At 71.5% G+C, this 20,268-nt stretch carries 23 protein-coding genes; 13 read left to right on the top strand and 10 right to left on the bottom strand.

What is annotated here, in order from left to right; all coding sequences use genetic code 11:
• Nucleotides 1-146: 146 nt before the first annotated feature.
• Nucleotides 147-596 carry a DM13 domain-containing protein gene (locus tag M4D53_RS10345; RefSeq protein ID WP_259953888.1) on the top strand — a complete coding sequence of 150 codons (450 nt, stop codon included), beginning with the start codon at nt 147-149 and terminating at the stop codon, nt 594-596.
• Nucleotides 593-1,069 (top strand): DoxX family protein, encoded by a 477-nt coding sequence (locus M4D53_RS10340; protein WP_259953886.1) that lies wholly within the window; start codon nt 593-595, stop codon nt 1,067-1,069. The genes M4D53_RS10345 and M4D53_RS10340 overlap by 4 nt, the downstream gene beginning before the upstream one ends.
• A gap of 1 nt (nt 1,070) precedes the next feature.
• On the opposite strand, the gene M4D53_RS10335 is transcribed toward M4D53_RS10340, so the two are convergent.
• Nucleotides 1,071-1,616, bottom strand: a complete 546-nt coding sequence (locus M4D53_RS10335; protein WP_187662582.1) for a DnaJ family domain-containing protein — start codon at nt 1,614-1,616, stop codon at nt 1,071-1,073.
• A 94-nt stretch (nt 1,617-1,710) separates the two neighbouring features.
• Between M4D53_RS10335 and M4D53_RS10330 the strand changes: the two genes are divergently transcribed.
• Nucleotides 1,711-3,033 (top strand): MATE family efflux transporter, encoded by a 1,323-nt coding sequence (locus tag M4D53_RS10330; protein ID WP_259953875.1) that lies wholly within the window; start codon nt 1,711-1,713, stop codon nt 3,031-3,033.
• Nucleotides 3,034-3,152: 119 nt separating this feature from the next.
• Complete coding sequence (locus M4D53_RS10325) at nt 3,153-3,470, top strand: hypothetical protein (protein WP_187662584.1); 318 nt, start codon at nt 3,153-3,155, stop codon at nt 3,468-3,470.
• Nucleotides 3,471-3,492: 22 nt separating this feature from the next.
• Here the strand turns inward: M4D53_RS10325 and M4D53_RS10320 are convergent, their stop codons facing one another.
• Entirely contained in the window at nt 3,493-4,158 is a 666-nt protein-coding gene (locus tag M4D53_RS10320; protein WP_259953873.1) for a TrmH family RNA methyltransferase, read from the bottom strand.
• A gap of 105 nt (nt 4,159-4,263) precedes the next feature.
• Here M4D53_RS10320 and M4D53_RS10315 point away from each other — a divergent pair, with 105 nt between their 5' ends.
• From M4D53_RS10315 to M4D53_RS10290, 6 genes are all read left to right on the top strand, one after another.
• Nucleotides 4,264-5,547 (top strand): Nramp family divalent metal transporter, encoded by a 1,284-nt coding sequence (locus M4D53_RS10315; RefSeq protein WP_259953871.1) that lies wholly within the window; start codon nt 4,264-4,266, stop codon nt 5,545-5,547.
• A gap of 20 nt (nt 5,548-5,567) precedes the next feature.
• Complete coding sequence (locus M4D53_RS10310; RefSeq protein WP_136052938.1) at nt 5,568-5,867, top strand: hypothetical protein; 300 nt, start codon at nt 5,568-5,570, stop codon at nt 5,865-5,867.
• A gap of 44 nt (nt 5,868-5,911) precedes the next feature.
• Nucleotides 5,912-6,544, top strand: coding sequence for a metal-dependent transcriptional regulator (locus M4D53_RS10305; protein ID WP_259953869.1), 633 nt, complete (start codon nt 5,912-5,914; stop codon nt 6,542-6,544).
• Nucleotides 6,545-6,639: 95 nt separating this feature from the next.
• Entirely contained in the window at nt 6,640-7,449 is an 810-nt protein-coding gene (locus tag M4D53_RS10300) for an HAD-IIA family hydrolase (protein ID WP_025104898.1), read from the top strand.
• 1 nt (nt 7,450) lies between these two features.
• Nucleotides 7,451-8,020 (top strand): YdeI/OmpD-associated family protein, encoded by a 570-nt coding sequence (locus M4D53_RS10295; RefSeq protein ID WP_259953866.1) that lies wholly within the window; start codon nt 7,451-7,453, stop codon nt 8,018-8,020.
• Nucleotides 8,017-8,181: a hypothetical protein gene (locus M4D53_RS10290; RefSeq protein ID WP_259953864.1), complete on the top strand. Its 165-nt coding sequence runs from the start codon at nt 8,017-8,019 to the stop codon at nt 8,179-8,181. The genes M4D53_RS10295 and M4D53_RS10290 overlap by 4 nt, the downstream gene beginning before the upstream one ends.
• Before the next feature lie 21 nt (nt 8,182-8,202).
• On the opposite strand, the gene M4D53_RS10285 is transcribed toward M4D53_RS10290, so the two are convergent.
• From M4D53_RS10285 to M4D53_RS10250, 8 genes are all read right to left on the bottom strand, one after another.
• Nucleotides 8,203-9,834, bottom strand: coding sequence for an ABC transporter ATP-binding protein (locus M4D53_RS10285; RefSeq protein WP_187662589.1), 1,632 nt, complete (start codon nt 9,832-9,834; stop codon nt 8,203-8,205).
• On the bottom strand, nt 9,831-10,913 hold the full coding sequence (locus tag M4D53_RS10280; RefSeq protein ID WP_259953861.1) for a serine hydrolase domain-containing protein: 1,083 nt from the start codon (nt 10,911-10,913) through the stop codon (nt 9,831-9,833). The genes M4D53_RS10285 and M4D53_RS10280 overlap by 4 nt, the downstream gene beginning before the upstream one ends.
• A complete protein-coding gene (locus M4D53_RS10275; protein WP_259953859.1) occupies nt 10,910-12,037 on the bottom strand; it encodes an enolase C-terminal domain-like protein in 1,128 nt (375 codons plus the stop codon). The genes M4D53_RS10280 and M4D53_RS10275 overlap by 4 nt, the downstream gene beginning before the upstream one ends.
• On the bottom strand, nt 12,034-13,224 hold the full coding sequence (locus tag M4D53_RS10270) for an anhydro-N-acetylmuramic acid kinase (protein WP_259953857.1): 1,191 nt from the start codon (nt 13,222-13,224) through the stop codon (nt 12,034-12,036). Before M4D53_RS10270 ends, M4D53_RS10275 begins: the two co-directional genes overlap by 4 nt.
• Nucleotides 13,224-14,129 (bottom strand): N-acetylmuramic acid 6-phosphate etherase, encoded by a 906-nt coding sequence (gene murQ / locus M4D53_RS10265; protein WP_187662592.1) that lies wholly within the window; start codon nt 14,127-14,129, stop codon nt 13,224-13,226. The genes M4D53_RS10270 and murQ overlap by 1 nt, the downstream gene beginning before the upstream one ends.
• Nucleotides 14,126-15,013, bottom strand: coding sequence for an ABC transporter permease (locus M4D53_RS10260; RefSeq protein ID WP_187662593.1), 888 nt, complete (start codon nt 15,011-15,013; stop codon nt 14,126-14,128). Before M4D53_RS10260 ends, murQ begins: the two co-directional genes overlap by 4 nt.
• The gene (locus tag M4D53_RS10255; RefSeq protein ID WP_187662594.1) at nt 15,010-15,981 is read right to left on the bottom strand and encodes an ABC transporter permease; all 972 of its coding nucleotides are present in this window, start codon (nt 15,979-15,981) and stop codon (nt 15,010-15,012) included. Before M4D53_RS10255 ends, M4D53_RS10260 begins: the two co-directional genes overlap by 4 nt.
• Before the next feature lie 67 nt (nt 15,982-16,048).
• Nucleotides 16,049-17,599, bottom strand: coding sequence for an ABC transporter substrate-binding protein (locus M4D53_RS10250; RefSeq protein ID WP_187662595.1), 1,551 nt, complete (start codon nt 17,597-17,599; stop codon nt 16,049-16,051).
• A gap of 164 nt (nt 17,600-17,763) precedes the next feature.
• On the opposite strand from M4D53_RS10250, the gene M4D53_RS10245 reads away from it, so the two are divergent.
• The 3 genes from M4D53_RS10245 to M4D53_RS10235 all read left to right on the top strand — a co-directional run bounded on the left by M4D53_RS10245 (nt 17,764) and on the right by M4D53_RS10235 (nt 20,268).
• A complete protein-coding gene (locus M4D53_RS10245) occupies nt 17,764-18,666 on the top strand; it encodes a MurR/RpiR family transcriptional regulator (protein ID WP_085605640.1) in 903 nt (300 codons plus the stop codon).
• A gap of 1 nt (nt 18,667) precedes the next feature.
• Nucleotides 18,668-19,810, top strand: a complete 1,143-nt coding sequence (locus M4D53_RS10240) for an MFS transporter (protein WP_259953850.1) — start codon at nt 18,668-18,670, stop codon at nt 19,808-19,810.
• Between the two features lie 122 nt (nt 19,811-19,932).
• Complete coding sequence (locus M4D53_RS10235; RefSeq protein WP_259953849.1) at nt 19,933-20,268, top strand: apolipoprotein A1/A4/E family protein; 336 nt, start codon at nt 19,933-19,935, stop codon at nt 20,266-20,268.

Genomic DNA, 20,268 nt, shown 5'->3' with positions numbered 1-20,268 from the left:
TAGCTCCCGCGGCCACGGCGGTCGGCGGATCCTTACAGTTCCGAAATGTCTTCCCCGTCCTGCTCCGGTGCTTCCTAGCGTGCTGTGCAGCACGTCCGTCCGGCATTCGCCGGGCGGGCTCTTCCCGCACCGGACAGGAGATCCTCATGCGCAAGACCCTTCTCGCCACGACCGCCGCCCTCGGGCTCGCCCTCGCCCTCGCCGCCTGCAGTCCCCAGGACTCCGGCGCTTCCTCCGCGCCGTCGTCCTCCTCCTCCCAGAGCACCACCAAGAGCTCGGCGAGCACGGACACCGCCGCCAGGACCGGGGAGTTCGCCGGCCTGAACGGCAAGAAGCTGGCCGGCACCGTCTCGGTCTCCGACGCCGAGGTCATGCTGTCGGAGTTCTCCTCGGACGAGGGACCCGATCTGCACGTGTACCTCGCGGACGGCACCGATGAAGCCGCGATCGCCGCCGGCATGCTCGTCGACGCGGTCTCGTACGACACCGCCACGCAGACCTTCACCCTGGACGGCGTCGACGCGGAGGACTACTCGCACGTCGTCATCTACTGCGACAAGGCGAAGGCCGTCTTCGGGGCAGCAGAGCTGTCATGACCGCGCCACGATCCGCTCGCCTCCCGATCGGCTCGCTGCTGGGGGCGGCCGCCCGGGTCGCGGTCGGGGTCCTGTGGCTCATCGAGGGTGTCCTCAAGTACCGGGCGGGCTTCGGGGCCGCTGACATCGAGCTCGTGGCGCAGAGCGCGCAGGGGAACACGAGGGTGCCGGCGTTCTTCGATCCGCTCGGCGCGGCGATGGCCTCGGCGTCTCCGTTCTTCGGGGCGGTGATCCCGGCGCTGGAGGTCGGTCTCGGCATCCTCCTCGTCGCGGGTGCGCTCACCCGAACGGTCGCCTTCATCTCGGCCGGGACCCTGGCGCTCTACTGGAGCGCGGATCAGTTGATCGCGCAGTACCCGGTGATGCTGGTGCTGTCCGCGACGGTGCTGCTGATCGTCACCGCCGGACGATTCGGGGTGGACGGCTGGATGCAGGCGCGGCGGGCGCGTCCGGTGGAGGGAACGGAGGGCTGAGTCATCCCCGGCGCCGACGACCGAAACGTCGGCGCCGGGATGGCGCCTCGGGAGGGGCTGCACGCGTCGCCCGGCGCTCCGCCCATGCGACGACCTCGGCGTCGACATCGCGCAGCGGTGTCACGACGGGTGGCCCGCCCTGCAGCTGCCTGCGCGCCTCGCGCACGCGGCGGTTGAAGTCCTCGAGCACCTCACGGACGTCGGATTCCCTGCCGAGGAGGTCGAGCTGGCCGTCGAGCTCCCGGTCCTCGGTGCGCAGCAGGATCGCGGGAGGGCCGAGCCCGGTCAGCCCCTCCGTCTCGATCTTCCGACGGATCCACCAGTCCGGGTCGTGGTGGTCTCCGAGCCCTTCGAGCGGCTTCCCGGCGCCCGGCAGGTCGTCGAAGTCGCCGCGACGGATGGCGACCTGGATGGCGGACTCGACGAAGGCGGCTCGATCGACCGCCGCCGCGGACGGGGCACCGGTCTCGCCGTCGTCCTCAGCACCACCACCACCCTGCTGCCGTCGGGCCCGATAACGCGCGGCCGCCTCCCGGGGATCCGTCATGATGCGCCTCCGTCCGCTCGGAGCTCCTCCTTCACCCTACGTCCGCTCGAGGCCGGAGGTCTCGGGGGTCGACGACAGGTCATAGGCTCGGAGGATGGCCGCCCGCACCTCCCTGAACCGCGAGATCCTGCGCCTGGCCGTCCCCGCGCTCGGCGCCCTCATCGCGGAGCCGGCCTTCCTCATCGTCGACGCCGCCCTCGTCGGCCACCTCGGCACCGTCCCCCTCGCCGGACTCGGCATCGCCGGAGCCGTGCTGCAGACGATCGTCGGCCTCATGGTGTTCCTCGCGTACTCCACCACCCCCGCGGTCGCGCGTCGGTTCGGGGCCGGGCGTCCGGGAGAGGCGGTCTCAGTCGGGATCAACGGCATGTGGCTCGCGCTCGGCCTGGGTGCCGTGCTCGCCGTCGTCGGCGCTGTCTCCTCCCCCTGGCTCGTCTCCCTGTTCGGGGCGAGCCCCGAGGTCGCGGCCCAGGCGAACGAGTACCTCGTGATCTCGATGTGGGGTCTCCCCGCGATGCTCATCGTGTTCGCGGCCACCGGTCTCCTGCGTGGGATGCAGGACACCATGACGCCGCTGTGGATCGCGGGACTCGGCTTCGCGGCGAACGCCCTGCTGAACTGGCTCTTCATCTACGGACTCGGCTGGGGCATCGCCGGCTCCGCGGCGGGCACCGTGACGGCGCAGTGGGGGATGGTCGCGGCGTACGCGCTCGTGGTCCGGCGTCTCGCGACCCGGCACAGCGCCTCGTTGCGTGCCCAGCGCGACGGTCTGCGCCACACCGCGACGTCGGGCGGCTGGCTGTTCCTCCGCACCGTGAGCCTGCGCGTCGCCCTGCTCGCGACCGTCGCCGTGGCGACGGGGATCGGCACCGAGGAGCTCGCCGGCTGGCAGATCGTGTTCACCATCTTCTCGGCGGCGGCGTTCGCGCTCGACGCGCTCGCGATCGCCGCGCAGGCGCTGATCGGCAAGGAGCTGGGCGCCGGGGACGAGGAGCAGGTGCGCCGCGTGCTGGCGCGGACGGTCGCATGGGGGGCCTGGTTCGGGGTCGTGGTCGGCGCCGTCATCGCCGCCCTCTCCGGGGTGCTCGGCATCGTCTTCACCGGCGACCGGGCCGTGGCGGAGGTGGTGCAGCCGGCCCTGCTCGTGCTCGCGGTGGCGCAGCCGATCGCGGGCGTGGTGTTCGTGCTCGACGGCGTGCTCATGGGGGCCGACGACGCCCGGTACCTGGCGATCGCGGGCGGTCTGAACCTCGTGCCGTTCCTGCCCGCTTTGGGCATCATCGCCGCGACGGGGATCGACGGCACCGCCGGCCTCGTGTGGCTGGCCGTCGCGTTCTTCGGGGTGTACCTGCTCGCACGGCTGGCGACGCTGGGGTGGCGAGTGCGCTCCGGGCGATGGCTCGCCGCGTCCGCATAAGTCCTCCACAACCGACGGAGAGGACGACTTATCCCCCGCCGCCGGGCAGAGCGGAATACAGCACCCCGCACCCCTCGCGCTTCCGACGAACATGGAGCGACACTGAAGGGATGCTGGGGATGAACGACGCACAGGTATGGACGACGATCGGAGTCCTTGCCACGGGCATGTACGCCACGATCACTCTCATGGCGACCATGTTCGTGAGGATCATCAAGACGGAGATCGGCACGGTTCGCACCGAGATCGGCGGGATCAAGGGCGAGATCGTCGGGATCAAGGGTGAGATCGGCGGGATCAAGGGCGAGATCGTCGGCGTGAAATCCGAGATCGGGGATCTCCGGAAGGAGGTGCACGGCCTGAGCCGGCGCATGGACGGCCTCGACCGCGACGTCAGCGCGATCTCGCGACACCTGTTCGGTATCGATCCGGCCTGACGGAGCCGACCGGCCGCGCTGGTCACGCCGCGTGGCGACGGCACCACTCGTACATGATGACGGCGGCGGCGGCACTCGCGTTGATCGAGCGGGTCGAGCCGTACTGCGTGATCTCGATGTGACCCGAGGCGGCCGCCAATGCCTCCGGGGACAACCCGGGCCCCTCCTGACCGAAGAGGAGGACGCAGGAGCGCGGCAGGTCGGCACGATCGACCGGCACGGCCCCGTCGACGTTGTCGATCGCGATGACGGGCAGCCCTTCCGCCGCGGCCCAGGCGGCGAACGCGGCGATGTCCTCGTGGTGCACGACATGCTGATAGCGGTCGGTCACCATGGCGCCCCGCTTGTTCCAGCGACGGCGACCGATGATGTGCACCGTGTCGGCGAGGAACGCGTTGGCGCTGCGCACGATGGAACCGATGTTCATGTCGTGCTGCCAGTTCTCGATCGCGACGTGGAACGGATGACGCCGCGTGTCGAGGTCGGCGACGATCGCCTCCATGCGCCAGTAGCGGTAGCGGTCGATCACGTTCCGCGTGTCGCCCTCCGCGAGGAGTTCCGGATCGTACTGGTCTCCCCGCGGCCAGGCCGACGGTCCTCCCGGCCAGGATCCGACGCCGTATCCGGGCTGCGCCGGAGACCCACCGGGGGCGGTCGGGTCCGAGCTCTCGGGGCGCTGCGCATCCATCCCGCCAGGCTATCGCCGTGTCGGCCGTCTCCCCGTCGGCGAAGAGGTCACCAGAATCATCTCGCAGATATTTAGGCACACCGAAAAATACGCTACGGTTTCGGTGTGCCTAAAAGTTCCGACGCCTCGCTGACCCCCGCTCGCACCGCTTCGCCGCGCCTGCTGTGGCTGCTGGGACCGGCGCTCGTGGCGGGTGTCGCCTACCTCGACCCCGGCAACGTCGCCAGCAATATGACCGCGGGGGCGCAGTACGGCTACCTGCTCGTGTGGGTGGTCGTCGCCGGCAATGTGATGGCCTGGCTGATCCAGTACCTGTCCGCGAAGCTCGGCGTCGTCACCGGCCAGAGCCTTCCGGAGGTGCTGGGCCAGCGGCTGCGCCGCCCCTGGGCCCGCCGTGCCTACTGGCTGCAGGCCGAGCTGGTCGCGATGGCGACGGACCTCGCCGAGGTCATCGGCGGCGCCGTCGCCCTGAACCTGCTGTTCGGCGTCCCCCTGCTATGGGGCGGCCTCATCACCGGCGCGGTGTCGATGGTCCTGCTCGCCGTGCAGAGCCGTCGCGGCGCCCGGCCCTTCGAGTTCGTGATCATCGGCCTCATGTTCGTGATCACGATCGGCTTCATGGCCGGTCTCTTCCTCGCGCCGCCGGATCCGGCCGGCGTGGTGAGCGGCCTCGTGCCGCGCTTCGAGGACACGGGGTCCGTGCTCCTCGCCGCCTCGATCCTCGGCGCGACGATCATGCCGCACGCGATCTACGCGCACTCCTCCCTGGCCCGCGACCGGTTCGGTGCGACGAGCGCCGAGACGACCGAGGAGGCCGCCCGGGTCGAGACCTCGCGGATCCGCCGCCTCCTCACGGCGACACGCTGGGATGTGACGATCGCCATGGTCATCGCGGGCTCCGTGAACCTCGGCATCCTCCTGCTCGCGGCGGCGAACCTCGCGGGGGTCGCGGGGACCGACTCGCTGGAGGGTGCGCACGCCGCCCTCGCCGCAGGCCTCGGCCCGGTCGTGGCGACCTTCTTCGCCGTGGGGCTACTCGCCTCGGGTCTCGCCTCGACCTCCGTCGGCGCATACGCGGGCGCCGAGATCATGCACGGCCTGCTGCACGTGCGCATCCCCCTGCTGGCGCGCCGCCTGGTGACGCTCATCCCCGCGCTGGTGATCCTCGGCATCGGGGTGGATCCGACGCTCGCCCTCGTCCTCAGCCAGGTCGTGCTGTCGTTCGGCATCCCGTTCGCGCTCATCCCTCTCGTCACCCTCACCGCGCAGCGCCGGACACTGGGCGCGTGGGTCAACCGGGTGTGGACGACGGTCGCCGGCGTCGTGGCCTCGGTGCTCCTCATCGCCCTGAACGGCGCCCTGCTCTGGCTGGTGCTGACGGGGGCATGACGGCGGATAGGCTCGACACCATGTCTGCCGCCTCCGCCCGTCGCACCGTCCGCCTCCTCACCTGGAGCGGCTTCGCGACCGGCGTCATCGGCGGTCTGCTCATCGCGTTCCCGAAGGTCATCGGCCCCGCCAGCCCCTGGGTCCAGCTCGCCCTCGGGGTCGCGACCCTGGTCTTCGCCTTCCGTGCCCGCAAGGTGGGCATCGCCGAGGTGGAGGGCTTCGACGGGCGCCTGTCGCTCGCCGCCGCCCTCCTGGGGTTCCTCGTCCTGTTCTTCGCGGGGCAGGCGGCCGTGATCCTGCTCGGCTCCGCAAGCGCCTGACCCAGGCCGCGAGGCAGCCCGACCCGAACGCGTAAGGTTGACGGGTGGCATCCCCGGCAGCTGACGACTACCTGAAGACCGTCTACGCACACACCGAGTGGCAGGATGCGCCGATCACCCCCTCGGTCCTGGCCGCCAAGCTCGGCATCGCGCCGTCGTCGGTCACGGAGATGGTGAAGAAGCTCGCCGCGGCGGGGCTCGTGTCGCACGTGCCGTACGGAGCGGTCCGGCTGACGGAGGCCGGGACCACCCGCGCCCTCGCGATGGTCCGCCGCCACCGCCTCATCGAGACCTGGCTCGTGCAGGAGTTCGGGTACGGGTGGGACGAGGTGCACGACGAGGCCGAGGTGCTGGAGCACACCATCAGCGACCGGCTGCTCGAGGGCATCGACGAGCGCCTGGGGCGGCCGCGCTTCGACCCGCACGGAGACGCCATCCCGGACGCGGAGGGCCGCATCGAACGGGTGCCCTTCGTCCTGCTCGCCGATGCCCCGGAAGGACACACCGGCCGCGTGCTCCGCGTCGACGACCGCGACCCGGAGCTCCTGCGGACCCTGGAGGCCCAGGGCCTCACCGTCGGCACGACCGTGACGGTGACGCCGTTCGGCATCGCCCTCGACGGCACCGAGCCGCCGTTGCCCGCCGCCGCCCGCGACGTGGTGTGGTTGTCGGCCTGACCTCCGCTTCGAATCGCGCGCTTTGCGGCAAATCGGCCGGGGATGGGGCCAATCAGGCGATTCGAAAGGAAAGGTGGGGCCTCTAGGCTGAGCACATGGCACACCGTGACGACATCGAATGCTGGCTCACCGACATGGACGGCGTGCTCGTCCATGAGAACGACGCCATCCCCGGGGCCTCCGAACTCCTCGCCGGATGGGAGCGCAACGAGATCCCCTACCTCGTGCTCACGAACAACTCGATCTTCACCGCCCGCGACCTCTCCGCCCGCCTGCGCGCGAGCGGCCTGATCGTGCCGGAGGAGCGCATCTGGACCTCGGCGCTCGCGACCGCCGACTTCCTCGCGCAGCAGCTCCCCGGCGGCTCCGCGTTCGTCATCGGCGAGGCCGGCATCCTCACCGCGCTGCACGAGGCCGGCTTCATCATGACCGAGACGAACCCCGACTTCGTCGTCGTCGGCGAGACCCGCAACTACTCCTTCGAGGCCATCACGAAGGCCATCCGCCACATCATCAACGGCTCGCGCTTCATCGTGACCAACCCGGACGCCACCGGCCCGAGCGCCGACGGGGTGCTGCCGGCCACGGGAGCGATCGCCGCCCTCATCACCAAGGCCACCGGCAAGGAGCCCTACGTCGTCGGCAAGCCCAACCCGATGATGTTCCGCTCGGCCCTCAACAAGATCGGCGCGCACTCGAAGAAGACCGGCATGATCGGCGACCGGATGGACACGGACATCGTCGCCGGCATCGAGGCGGGTCTGCACACGGTGCTCGTGCTCACGGGCATCAGCGATCAGCGGATCATCGAGCAGTACCCCTTCCGGCCGGATGAGATCGTCGACTCGGTCGCCGACCTGCTGCCGACCATCACCGACTCGATCCCCACCCTCGACGAGGACTGACGTGGGCGCCCTCGACGACGGCGAGCGGGTCACGGCGGCGGACGCCGCGGCCTGGCGCGCCTGGCTCGAGGCGAACCACGAACGCACGGCCGGGGTGTGGCTGCTGAGCGTCCGCGGGCGATCCGCCACCGGCGTCGGCTACGAGGACGCGGTCCGGCAGGCCCTCTGCTTCGGGTGGATCGACGGCCCGGTGCGCACGTTCGACGACGAGACCGGCGGCCAGTGGTTCTCCCCTCGACGGCCGGGGAGCGGCTGGGCGGCGACGAACAAGGCGCGCATCGCGGAGCTGGAGGCCGCGGGGCTGCTCGCCCCTGCCGGAATCCGCGCGCTGGAGACGGCGAAGGCGAACGGCTCGTGGACCGTGCTCGACGGCCCGGAGTCCGGCATCGAGCCCCCGGAGCTCACCGCCGCCCTCGACGCGGTGCCGGCGGCGAGGGCCACCTGGGATGCGTTCCCGAAGTCGGTGAAGAAGTTCGGCCTCACGCACATCGCGATGGCCAAGCGCGCGGAGACCAAGGCCGCCCGCATCGCGAAGATCGTGGCGGATGCCGCGGAGGGGAAGCGCCCATGAACCAGAGCGACCTGCTGTTCCTCGTCCTGATCCTCATCACGCTCACGTCGCTGGTCGTGTTCGTGGTGCAGTTCGTGCGCTCCCGCCGCCGCGGCGGCGAGGACGACGGCCGCGCCGGCTGGTGGGAAGGCCCCTGGGACGACGACGACCGCCGGCGCTGAGCCGACGGCCGCATCGAGGTCTCAGGAGGCGAGCGACGCCCCGGGGATCGCCGCGAGCAGCTCCCGGGTGTACGGATGCTGCGGCGTGTCGAAGATGCTCTCCGGGGTGCCGCTCTCGACCACGATGCCGCGCTGCATGACGTGCACCTCGTCGGAGATCATGCGCACGACGGCGAGGTCGTGGCTGATGAAGAGGTAGCTGAGCCCGAGGCGCTTCTGCAGGTCGGCGAGGAGGTCGAGGATCTGCGCCTGCACCAGCACGTCGAGCGCGGAGACCGCCTCGTCCAGCACGACGAGCTCGGGCTCCAGGGCCAGGGCGCGGGCGATCGCGACACGCTGCCGCTGTCCGCCGGAGAGCTCGTGCGGCAGCCGCTCGGCCATGGCCGCGGGCAGGGCGACCTGCTCCAGGAGCTCCAGGACGCGGGCGTGCCGGGAGGCCGCGGTGCCGATCCGGTGCACGCGCAGCGGCTCGGCGATCGACTGCTCCACGGTGTACCGCGGGTCGAGCGAGGCGTAGGGGTTCTGGAAGACGGGCTGGACGCGGCGGCGCAGCGCGAAGAGCGCCTTGCGGCGGAGGGTCGTCAGGTCGGTGCCGTCGAAGAGGATGGACCCGGAGGTCGCGTCCTCCAGCCCCAGCACCATGTTCGCCGTGGTGGACTTGCCGGAGCCCGACTCGCCCACGATGGAGACGGTCGTGCCGCGGCGGATCGAGAAGCTCACGCCGTCGACCGCCGTGAAGGTCTGCGGCTCCCCGGCCTTCGCGTTCCGGAGCGGGAACTCCTTGCGCAGGTCGCGGATCTCGACGAAGGGCACGGCGTCGGCGGCGATCTCGCGTGAGGGCAGGGCGTCGCGGCGGGACGCCAGGCTCGGCGCGGCCGCGAGCAGCTGCCGGGTGTACTCGTGCTGCGGGTTCCCCAGGACCTGCGCCGAGGTCCCCTCCTCGACGACACGGCCGCGGAACATCACGACTATCCGGTCGGCGCGCTCGGCGGCGAGAGCGAGATCGTGGGTGATGAGGAACACCGCGGTGCCCAGCTCGTCGGTCAGCTGATCGAGCTGGTCGAGGATCCGCCGCTGCACGGTGACGTCGAGCGCCGAGGTGGGCTCGTCGGCGATGAGCAGCCGCGGTTTGCAGGCGAGTCCCATCGCGATGAGCACGCGCTGCCGCATGCCGCCGGAGAACTCGTGGGGATACTGGGTCGCCCGGCGGGCGGCATCGGGGATCCCGACCATCTCCAGAAGCTCGACCACGCGGGCCTTCGTCGCGTCGCCGCTGGTATGCCCGTGGACTTCGAGCGCCTCCCCGATCTGCTCGCCGACGCGCATGAGGGGATTGAGGTTCGACATCGGGTCCTGCGGCACGAGGCCGATGCCGGCCCCGCGGAGGGACACCATCGCGTTCTCGGGGAGGTCGGTGAGCTCGCGGCCGTCGAATCGGATGCTGCCCGCGGTGATGACGCCGTTCTCGGGCAGCAGACGGTTGACCGCAGCCGCCGTGGTGGATTTCCCGGAGCCGGACTCGCCGACCACGGCGACCGTCTCCCCGGCGGCGATGTCGATCGAGATGTCGCTGATGGCGGTGACCAGCTCGGAGCCGGTCCGGAAGGCGACCGCGAGGCCGTCGATGCTCAGCACGGGCGGAGTGGTGCTCATGGGGTACTCGTTCCTTCGGGGTCCAGGAGTGCGGGCAGCGCTGCGCGCCAGAGGGTCTCGGTGGGGGCGACCTCGCTCGCGAACAGCCGGTTCGCGAGCAGGACGACGGCGGCTCCGGTGGCGGGGACCACGCCCAGGGCGCAGCCGGTGTATCCGGGGTGCCAGAGCATCCGGACCGGTCGTCCGCCGGCGGTGACGGTGTCACTGCGCCAGCCGAGCGCCTGACCGGGGTCGGGGCCGTCGCGGAACAGCTCGGCCACGAGTGCCGGGTCCCAGAGGTCCGGGTGCGCGTCGGCATCGGCGAGCGCGACGCCGAGAGTGAGCAGGTCGTCGACCGTGCCGAAGAGGCCGGCGTGCCCGGAGACGCCGCGCAGGGCGTGGAAGCAGTTGCCGTCGTTGACGACACCGGTGATCTCCCCCTCACGCCAGGGGAAGTGCCGACGAGAGGTGAGGATCGGGTAGGGCGTGCCGGTGGCGACCATGCGTCGCTCAGCGGCATCCCCGTCGCCCGCGGATGACGCGACCGGACCGGAGACGGGCCCGTAGCCCGTGCGTGTGAGGCCGAGGGGCTCGGTCACGAGCTCGCGCACGGCCGCGTCGAGGGAGAGGCCGGTCGCGGCGGCGACGATGCGGCCGAGGATCAGGAAGCCCAGGTCGGAGTAGTGCCGCCCTTCATCCACGCCGTAGCGGAGCGGGAGGGCATCTGCGGCGGCCGCGCCATCGGCGTGCGCGCCGTCGAGGTACAGCGGCTGCCATTCCCACAGTCCCGCCCGATGCAGCAGCAGATGGCGCACGGTGGTCCCTGGTGCGCAGGCGGTGCCGGGGACGAAGCGGTCGACCGGATCGTCGAGTCGGAGGTCGCCCCGGGAGGCCAGCCGGAGGATGGCGGTGGTGGTCCCGGCGACCTTGGTGACCGAGGCGAGGTCGAACGCGGTGTCCGTCGTGACCGGCGTCCCCGCGAGGTCGGCGAAACCGCCGGCGGCCGTGTCCCGGCTCGTGCGGGTGGCGACACCGGCGACGGCTCCCCGCGGCGCGGTCGGCCCGGCGAGGACGGCGACGATCGCCTCGGCAGCGCTCATACGAGAACCCCTGTCCGGGAGCGGTCGAGCAGCACCTCGGCATCGGGGGCGATCCCGGTGATCCCCAGTCCTGCGGCCGGGGCGAGGGTGAGCCACTCCGCGTCGGCGGTGAGCCCTCCGGTCACCGGGGAGCGGCGCAGCCACGATGCCGCGTCGAGGTCGTGCACGACGTCCGGAGCGACGGCGGCGGCGAGATGCGCCGCGGCGGCCACACCCACGTGCGACTCCATCATGCAGCCCACGACGACGCCGAGGCCGGCGGAACGGGCGGCCTGCACGCAGGCGAGCGCCTCGCTGAGCCCGCCGGTCTTGGCGAGCTTGACGTTCACGAGCTCGGCAGCCCCGCGCGCGGCGATGTCGCGGACATCCTGCGCGGTGCGGACGGACTCGTCCGCCATGATCGGGGTGTCGACGGCCGCGGTCACCACCGCCAGCGCGTCGAGGTCGCGCGCGGCGACGGGCTGCTCGACGAGCTCGAGACCCACGCCGGCGTCCTCCGCCGCCCGGATGACGCGGATCGCGGTCCCGGCGTCCCACGCTTGGTTCGCGTCCACGCGCAGGGCGATGTCGGGGCCGACGGCGGCACGGACTGCCTGGAGCCCCGCGACCGTGTCGTGGTCCTGGGACGCCTTGATCTTGAGGCAGCGGAATCCCGCCGCCGCATGTTCGACGGCGGTCGCGGCCAGCGCGGCCGGCTCCGCCACCGACAGCGTCATGTCGGTGCGGATGCGCGCGGGCGCGTCTCCGTCCGTGGCGAGCGTCTGTGCGAGCGGCTCGTCTCGGTGCTGCGCGGTGAGGTCGGCGAGCGCGCACGCCACCGCGCTGCGTGCGGCGGCGTTGCCCCAGGCGGCCGCGGCGAGGGCGTCCGGCAGCCCGGGATCGTCGACCGAGCGCCTGAGCGCGGCGTCGGCGAGGGGACCGGCGACCACAGCCGCCACGCTCTCGGGGCTCTCCCCGGTGACGCGCCAGCTCGTCGCGGCCTCCCCGTATCCGCGGCGGCCGTCGGCGTCGGTCACCTCCACGAGCACGACGTCGAGGTGGGCCGTGCGACGGACGGCCGTGACGAAGGGGCGGGCCAGCGGCGAAGGCACCCGCAGCACGCGTATCCGTTCGACGACGGTCACGATCCCGCCGCCTCCGTGAGGGTGAGGGAGTCGATGGCCGCCACCGGCTCGGGCATCTGCAGCGGACCGGCGCCGGGCGTGATCGTGCCGAGGATGCGCGGCTCGCGCGCCCCCGTCCCGCCGGGGACGATCGCGGGGACGCCGTGCAGGGTCGACCAGCCGATGAGCGCGAGGAGGATGGCCTCCTTGCTGTCGGCGGGGGCGCCGAGCTCGTCGGCCAGCACGACCTCGGTCTGCGGCAGCGCGGTCCGCAGCCCCTCCAGGAGCAGCGGGTTGCGGCAGCCGCCGCCGGACACCGCGAGGAACCCGATCCCGGCGGCCTCGACGTCGCGGGCGACCGTGCGGACCGTGAGCTCGGTGAGCGTGCGCACGACGTCGGGGACCGCGATCTCGCGTCCCTGCGCCGCGAGGTGCTCCTGTACGTAGGTGAGGTGGAAGTGCTCCTTACCGGTGCTCTTCGGCGGGGTGAGGGCGTAGTAGGGGTCCGCGAGCATGGCGTCCAGCAGCGCCTCGTCGACCCGTCCGGTCCGGGCGATCGCCGCATCGTCGTCATAGCCGAGCGGGTTGAGATCGTGCGCGACGATGACCGCGTCGACCAGCGCGTTCGCGGGGCCGATGTCGTAGGCGACGAGGCCGTCCGGGCGGACGACGGTCATGTTCGAGATGCCGCCGAGGTTCAGCGCCGCCGAGACGCCGGCGCGGCCGCGGAGCAGCAGCTCGTCGAGGAACGACACGAGCGGAGCGCCGTGGCCGCCGGCGGTGATGTCACGGATGCGGATGTCGGAGACGACCGGCACACCGGTCTTCTCCGCGATCCAGGCGGGCTGCCCGATCTGCAGCGTCCCCAGCGCGTGCGCGCCGTCGACCCAGTGGTACACGGTCTGACCGTGCGAGCACACCGCGTCGACGCCGCCGACCTCTGCCGCGATGTCGGCCGCCACGTCGGCGAACGCCTGCCCGATGAGGGTGTCGAGCTCGGCCACCTCGGCCAGGGTGGTCTGCGCCGGGGGCAGCGCGGCGATGAGGCGTGCCCGCAGCTCGGGATCGTAGGGGATGCTCGTGGAGGCGAGCACCGTGCCCCGGAGGTCGACGCCGTGCGCCGTGAAGCCCCCGTTGGTGGCGAAGTCGACGACGGCGGCGTCGATCCCGTCGTGCGAAGTGCCGGAGATCAGTCCCAGGACGCGCATCAGTTCTCCTCCAGAGCGGTGCGCAGACGGCCGCCTGCTGCCGCGAGTCGGTCGGTGGCCGCGGCGAGGTCCTCCCCGCGGCGGATCATGATCGAGGCGAGCTTCACATCCCACCCGGAGCTCTCCAGCGCGGCGGCCGCCGTGTCGCGATCGACAGCGGCGATCGTCCGCACCATGCGGATCGCCCGCTCGCGGAGCTTGTGGTTCGTGGCCTTCACGTCGACCATCAGGTTGCCGTAGGCCTTGCCGTTCCGGACCATCGCGATGGTCGAGAACATGTTCAGCACGAGCTTCTGCGCCGTGCCGGACTTCAGTCGCGTGGAGCCGGAGAGCACCTCGGGGCCGACCTCGACCTCGATGCCGTGCTCCGCGGTCGCGCTCAGCACGGTGCCGGTATTGCACGACAGACCGATGCTGAGTGCCCCGCGCTCACGCGCCCGCCGGACGGCCGCGACGACATAGGGCGTGCGACCGCTGGACGCGATGCCGATCACGGTGTCGAGCGGGCCGATGCCGGCCTCGTCGATCGCGGCGGCGCCGGCGTCGTCGTCGTCCTCCGCGCCCTCGACGGGGTTCACGATCGCGCCGGGACCGCCCGCCATGATCGCGAACACGAGCTCCGGCGGCGTGCTGAACGTGGGCGGGCATTCGGAGGCGTCGAGCACCCCGATGCGCCCGGGGGTGCCGGCGCCCACGTACACCAGGCGCCCGCCCTGCGCCATGCGCGCGGCCGTCTGCTCGATCGCCGGGACGATCTGCGGGAGAGCGCGCTGCACGGCCGCGGGCACGGTGGCGTCGGCCTCGTTCATGGTCTGCGCGAGCTCGGCCACGCTCATCTGGTCGAGGCGGGCGTACCGGGGATCGCTCGCCTCGGTGGCGAGGGCGCCGAGGTCTTCCGCGATCATCGCTTACCCCGGTTCCGCGGATCGAGGCTGTCGCGCAGCCCGTCGCCCAGCAGGTTCAGGCCGACGACGAGGAGCACGACGATCACGCCGGGGGCGATCATGGTCCACGGGGCGATGGTCACGAGGGTGCGCGCCTCGAAGATCATGGAGCCGAGCGACGGCGCGGGCGGCGGAGTCCCGAGTCCGAGGAAGCTCAGCGACGCCTCCGTCAGCACCGCCCACGAGAGCGACAGCGTGACCTGCACGATGATGATCGAGGTGATGTTCGGCAGCACGTGGCGGAACATGGTCGCCATCCGCGCCTGACCGGTGCTCTTGGCCGCCTTGACGTACTCCACCTCGCGCAGCGACAGCACCGGGCCGCGAGTGACGCGGATGAAGATCGGCACGTAGACGATGGCGATGGCAACGGCGATCGTGAACCAGTTGCGGTCGAACACCGACGCGAGCGACAGGGCGAGCAGCAGCGGCGGGAACGCGAACAGCACATTGGTGACCGCGGTGATCGCCCCGTCGGAGAAGCCGCGGTAGAAGCCGGCGATGAGTCCGCAGACCGTGCCGACCACGGTCGCGAACGCCACGGCGACCACGGAGATGAGGGCCGAGTTGGCGACGCCGGCAGCCACCCGGGAGAACACGTCGCGGCCGAACTGGTCGGTCCCGAACCAGTGCACCGCGGACGGCGGCTGCAGCCGGGACGGCGGGTCCTGCGCGAGCGGGTCGAACGGCAGCAGGCCGAACGCCGAGACGAGGCTCAGCACTGCGAGCAGCACGACGATGATGAGGCCGGCGAGACCGCTGCGGCTGCGCAGCAGGAGACGCACGCGCTCCATCGTGCGCCCGCCGCCGGGAGCGAGGGCCGGGGTCTGAGAGATGTCGGTCATGCGGCACGCACCCGGGGATCGATGACCCGGTAGAGCAGGTCGGTGAGCAGGTTGACGATGACGAAGGCGAGCGCGATCACCAGGACGGTGCTCTGCACGAGCGCGTACTCCTTCTGCTGGATGCCGAGCAGCACCTGGCGCCCGATGCCGGGGAGCGAGAAGATCTGCTCCACCACGACCGCCCCGCCCAGCAGGTAGCCGAACTGCAGACCGGTCATCGTGACGATCGGGACCAGGGCGTTGCCGAGCACGTGACGCACCTGCAGCCGACGCGGGGGCACGCCCTTCGCCCTGGCGGTGCGGATGAAGTCGTTGGCGCGGATCTCCAGGACCGCGGTGCGGGTGGTGCGCATGATGGGCGCGGCGATGCCGAAGCCGAGCACGATCGACGGCAGGAGCATCTGCTGGAGGTTCAGGGCCGGATCGTCGAAGAGCCGCGCGTAGCCCTGGCCGTTCGGGTTGAAGCCGAGCGACTGCGCGAGGATCGCGAGCAGCGCCGTGCCGAGCAGGAACGCGGGGATGGAGAGGCCGGCGAGACCGACGACCTGGCCGACGCCGTCACGCAGCGAGTCGGGCTTCGAGGCGGACAGCATGCCGAGCGGGATGCCGATGGCGAGCGCGATGACGATCGAGAAGATCGCGAGCTCGAAGGTGACCGGCAGCGCGGCGGCGGTGAGCTCGAGCACGCTGGTCTGGGCCCGGGAGGAGAAGCCGAGGTTGCCGGTGAAGATGTTGCCGAGCCAGGAGAAGAACTGCACGATGAGCGGCTGGTCGAGCCCGTAGTACGCCTCGAGCGCGGCGCGCTGCGCCGGGGTGAGGGCCGCCGCCTCGGTGCCGAGGCCGGAGCTGATCTGGTCGCCGGGGATGGCGCGCAGCATCAGGAAGACGAAGACGGCGACGCCGAAGAGGGTGCCGAGGGCTGCGAGGATGCGTCGCAGCACGCTGTTGCGGAGGAGCTGTCTGAACATGCGCGTGGGTGGGGTGCCTGTCGTCGGGGAGGCGAGGGGGCGCGCGTGTCCGCGCCCCCTCGTTCCACTACTGGATGGAGGTGGTCCGCAGGTACTGCAGCGAACCGTTCGCCATCGGGGTGAAGCCGTCGACGGTCGAGGCCGTCGCGGTGTAGGTGTAGCTGGTGAACAGCCAGATCCAGGCGGCGTTGTCCTCGAGGTTCTCGGAGACCTGCGCGTAGATGTCCTTGCGCTTCTCCGGGTCGGCTGTCTCGCGTCCCTCGGCGAACAGGGCGTCGAGCTCAGGCGAGGAGTACCCTGCGACCTGGTTCAGGTTGCCGGTGCTGGTGAAGTAACGACCGTACATGCCGTCCGGGTCCGGGCGTCCGCCGTTGAGGGCGACCGCGGCGTCGAAGTCGGCCGCGATCCAGCGGTCCACGAACGCGCCGGACTCCAGCACCTCCAGGTCGAGCGTGATGTTCGCATCGGCGAGCTGCGCCTTGAGGTTCTGCGCCTCGTTGACGGAGGTGGCGTACTCGCCCTGCGACACGATCGTCTTGACGGTGACGCCGTCCTCCTTGCCGGCCTTCTTCAGGTACTCGGCCGCCTTGTCGAGGTCGCGCTCCGGGCACGGGCGCGCGTCGGGGTCGGACTTGAAGGCGGGAGAGGTGATCGGACCGGTGACCTCGCCCTCCCCGAGCGCGGCGGTGTCGAGCACCTCCTGGCGGTCGATCGCGCACTGCATCGCGAGGCGCACGTTCACGTCGGCGAGGTCGCCGCGCTGTGCGTTCAGCTGCAGGGCGTGGTAGCTGAGCTGCGGGGTGGTGGCGACCTCGACGTTCGCACCCTCGGCCGTCTGCGCGACGAGCGGGTCGTCGAACACCGCCAGCTGCACGTTGCCGGACTGCATCGCCGACACGATGGACGACTCGTCGGGGATCACGCGGAACTCGACGGTGTCGAGCAGCGCGGTGTCGCCCCAGTAGTCGTCGTTCTTGGCCAGGGTGAGCGACTGGCTCGCCTTCCTGTCCTCCAGCACGAACGGGCCGGTGCCGTTCGGAGTGGTGTTGAGCGCCTCCTCGGTGTCGTCCGACGAGAGCATCGCCATGTTGATCACGGCGAGGTTCGCCGGCAGCGCGGCGTCGGGGGCGCTGAGGGTGAGGGTGACGGTGCTCTCGTCGGTGGCCTCGACCGCGGCCACCGAGGCGAGCGAGCTCGCGGCCACCGCGGCGGTCGCCTCGTCGGCGATGGCGTCGAGCGAGTACTTCACGTCAGCGGAGTCGAACGCGCTGCCGTCCGCGAACGTGACGCCCTCGCGGAGGTGGAGGGTGACCGTCAGGCCGTCCTCGGAGACGTCCCACGACTCGGCGAGACCGGGGACGACGTTGAGCTCCTCGTCGAACTCGGTCAGCGTGCCGTACAGGTTCTGCAGGACGTTGACCGCCTGGAACTGGGTGGCCTTCCACGGGAAGAGCGTGTCGGGATCGCTCGTGACGCCGATGACGAGGTCGCCGCCGGCGGCGCCCGATCCACCGTCGGACGGGTTGGATGCGGGCGCGGAACACCCGGTGATGACGAGCGCCGCGGCGAGGCCCGTGGCGGTGAGGGCGCCGAGGGACGCCCACCGTGCTGTGCTCATGCTGTTTCCTCCTGGCTGGGACCGCGTCGCCCTGGCTCGGATCAGGCGGTGCTGCCTGATACCCCGCGAACATCGTCGGTCTGGGTAAGTACCAAAAGTACACGAAAGTACCTACGCGTGTAACAGAAGTTCCTCTAGTGTTATGAACACCGATCGGAGACCCCATGCCCCACGATGCCGCCCGCGACGATGCCGGCACCCACCTCGTGCTCGTGCGGATGCGCGCCCTCCGCCCCGAACTCCGTCCGAGCGAACAGCGCATCGCCGACCTGTTCCTCGCCGACCCCGCCGGAACCGCCGGGCTCTCCGTCGCGGAGCTCGCGCACCGCTGCGACACCTCGACCACGTCCGTCGTGCGGTTCTGCAAACGACTCGGGTACGAGCATGTGCGCGAGTTGCGCAACCACGTGCTGCGGGAGGTCGAGCGCGAGACGTTCGACACCGCAGCACTCCCCGCCGTGTCCGGCGACATCGACCGCAACGACACCCTCGCCGATATCGTCGCGAAGGTGTCGCTCGCCGAGACGCTCTCGCTCGCCGACACCGCCAAGGTGCTCGACACCGACGCGCTCCGCGCCACGGTCGAGGCGATCACCTCCTCGACCCGGGTGGACATCTTCGGCGTGGGCGCGAGCTCCATCGTCGGGCTCGACCTCCAGCGCAAGCTCACCCGGATCGGGCGGACGGCGTTGGAGTGGTCTGACCCGCACGCCGCGTGGACCTCGGCCGCCACCCTCGGGCCGGGGAACGTCGCGATCGCCGTCTCGCACACGGGCGCCACGACCGACACCATCGAGTTCCTCCTGCTCGCCCGGCAGGCGGGCGCGACGACCATCGCCATCACCAACCACGCCGGCTCCCCGCTCGCCGGTCAGGCCGACATCGTGCTGACCACCGCGGCGCGCGAGACGGGCTTCCGCTCCGGGGCCCTGGGCAGCCGGATCGCCCAGCTCATGGTCGTCGACTGCATCTTCATCGGGGTCGCGCAGTCCAACTACGACCGCTCGATGGAGGCCCTCCGCGACACCTTCGCCGCCGTGCATCACGTGCGCGCGGGCGGTGCCTGAGATGAGCGCGAGCCGACTCCGCGTCGGGCTGTTCACGGCGTTCGGCGGCCTCGGCGTGACCGCGGCGTTCGTCCCTGCCGTCCTCCCCTCCGCGGAGCGCACGACGGACGCCGACCTGAGTGCCGCCGTGCCCGTCCTCTTCGCGGGACTCCTCGTGGGCGTGCTGCTGTCGGGTCCGCTCCTCGTGCGACGCGCGCCGCGGACGACGCTCGTGCTGGGCAGCAGCCTGCAGGCGGCCGCCATCGTCGGTGTCGCCCTCGCGACGGATCCGGGCGTCTTCATCGCCTCCGCCGCGCTCGCGGGGCTCGGGTTCGGTCTCGTCGAGGCCGCGGGCTCCGTGGCCGCCAAGGCCGCCAGCACCGAAAGCGCGACCGGGGTGCTGAGCGCCCTGATGGGCACGGTCGCCGTGTGCGCCGCCGTCACACCGCTCGTGGTGGCGCTCGGGGCCGGTTCCCGTCCGGCTCTGGCGCTGCTCGCGACCGTACCCCTGGCGACTGTGGCGGTGCTCGCCGGTGCCACCACTCTCGCCCGTTCGACCGAGCCCCCGGCGCGACGGGACGCCCGCTCCCTGCTCGTCCTCCTCCCCTTCGCGCTGGCTCTGCCGCTCTACGTCGGCGTGGAGACCGTGCTGTCCGGCTGGTCGGCCGTGATCCCGGAGCGGGTGCTCGCTATCGAGCCCGCCGCCGCCGCCCTCGGCACCTCCGCCTTCTGGGCGCTGATGGCCGTCGGCCGCTTCGGCGCCGCCGCGCTCCGGCGCGCGGCGGTTCCGCCGCTCGCGCTGCTGGCGACCGCGACGGGGGCTGCCGCCGTCCTCCTGGTGCTCGCCGGCGTGCTCCTCGGCGATGAGCCGGTCGCAGCGCTGATCATCCTCGCCGTCGTGGTGGTCCTGCTGGCCCCGAGCTACGGACTCATCCTCGGACTCGCGCTCGACCGTCTCGATCCGGTCCGCAGCGCCGCGGTCACCGGGGCGCTCGTGGCCTGCGGCGCGGTCGGCGGCACGTTCGTGCCCACGCTGGTCCTGCTGATCGGGCGCGACCCGGCATCGAGCGTCACGTTCCTCGTGTCCGCCGTGTTGTGCGCGATCATCCCCGTGCTGATGCTCGTGGCGTCGCACTCCGGGCGCGCCGTCCCGGCGTTGCGGTGACCGACTCTTCCTCCCCTATCGAGCCTGCACGCGACCTCTTCACAGATGCCGGAATTCCGACCGGCGCCCGCACGGCGACCACGTATCGTCGAAGCCACAGCCGCACCGAGGAAGGGAGCACCGTGTCCGCGGACACCCTCACGATCATCGTCAGCGCGATCGGCATCGTGCTCACCCTCGGCGCGAGCCTGTTCGCGGCAGGGGCGTGGATGATCCGTCGCATCGACGAGCGTCTCGGCACCGTCGACCACCGGCTCTCCGCGCGCATCGACACCGTCGAAGAGAAGCTCGGCGCCCGCATCGACACCGTCGAGGAGAAGCTCGGCGCCCGCATCGACACCGTCGAGGAGAAGCTCGGCGCCCGCATCGATGCGGTGGCGGCGGACGTCACGGACCTGAAGATCGCCGTCGCCCGGCTCGAAGGGCCCCCGCGACGCCTGCTCGTGTCCGGAAGCTGA

The sequence above is a fragment of the Microbacterium meiriae genome (assembly GCF_025143875.1).
GTDB classification, from domain to species: Bacteria; Actinomycetota; Actinomycetes; order Actinomycetales; family Microbacteriaceae; genus Microbacterium; species Microbacterium meiriae.
The sequence above is the reverse complement of the archived record's forward strand: the minus strand, read 5'-3'. Positions and strand labels throughout refer to the sequence as shown.

Coding starts and splice junctions, on each gene's coding strand:
- murQ (WP_187662592.1), bottom strand. CDS start 14,129: ATGATCGCGGAAGACCTCGGCGCCCTCGCCACCGAGGCGAGCGATCCC.
- M4D53_RS10240 (WP_259953850.1), top strand. CDS start 18,668: ATGAGCGCGAGCCGACTCCGCGTCGGGCTGTTCACGGCGTTCGGCGGC.
- M4D53_RS10325 (WP_187662584.1), top strand. CDS start 3,153: ATGAACGACGCACAGGTATGGACGACGATCGGAGTCCTTGCCACGGGC.
- M4D53_RS10310 (WP_136052938.1), top strand. CDS start 5,568: ATGTCTGCCGCCTCCGCCCGTCGCACCGTCCGCCTCCTCACCTGGAGC.
- M4D53_RS10285 (WP_187662589.1), bottom strand. CDS start 9,834: ATGAGCACCACTCCGCCCGTGCTGAGCATCGACGGCCTCGCGGTCGCC.
- M4D53_RS10245 (WP_085605640.1), top strand. CDS start 17,764: ATGCCCCACGATGCCGCCCGCGACGATGCCGGCACCCACCTCGTGCTC.
- M4D53_RS10300 (WP_025104898.1), top strand. CDS start 6,640: ATGGCACACCGTGACGACATCGAATGCTGGCTCACCGACATGGACGGC.
- M4D53_RS10335 (WP_187662582.1), bottom strand. CDS start 1,616: ATGACGGATCCCCGGGAGGCGGCCGCGCGTTATCGGGCCCGACGGCAG.
- M4D53_RS10255 (WP_187662594.1), bottom strand. CDS start 15,981: ATGTTCAGACAGCTCCTCCGCAACAGCGTGCTGCGACGCATCCTCGCA.
- M4D53_RS10330 (WP_259953875.1), top strand. CDS start 1,711: ATGGCCGCCCGCACCTCCCTGAACCGCGAGATCCTGCGCCTGGCCGTC.
- M4D53_RS10290 (WP_259953864.1), top strand. CDS start 8,017: ATGAACCAGAGCGACCTGCTGTTCCTCGTCCTGATCCTCATCACGCTC.
- M4D53_RS10320 (WP_259953873.1), bottom strand. CDS start 4,158: ATGGATGCGCAGCGCCCCGAGAGCTCGGACCCGACCGCCCCCGGTGGG.
- M4D53_RS10340 (WP_259953886.1), top strand. CDS start 593: ATGACCGCGCCACGATCCGCTCGCCTCCCGATCGGCTCGCTGCTGGGG.
- M4D53_RS10270 (WP_259953857.1), bottom strand. CDS start 13,224: ATGCGCGTCCTGGGACTGATCTCCGGCACTTCGCACGACGGGATCGAC.
- M4D53_RS10345 (WP_259953888.1), top strand. CDS start 147: ATGCGCAAGACCCTTCTCGCCACGACCGCCGCCCTCGGGCTCGCCCTC.
- M4D53_RS10250 (WP_187662595.1), bottom strand. CDS start 17,599: ATGAGCACAGCACGGTGGGCGTCCCTCGGCGCCCTCACCGCCACGGGC.
- M4D53_RS10280 (WP_259953861.1), bottom strand. CDS start 10,913: ATGAGCGCTGCCGAGGCGATCGTCGCCGTCCTCGCCGGGCCGACCGCG.
- M4D53_RS10260 (WP_187662593.1), bottom strand. CDS start 15,013: ATGACCGACATCTCTCAGACCCCGGCCCTCGCTCCCGGCGGCGGGCGC.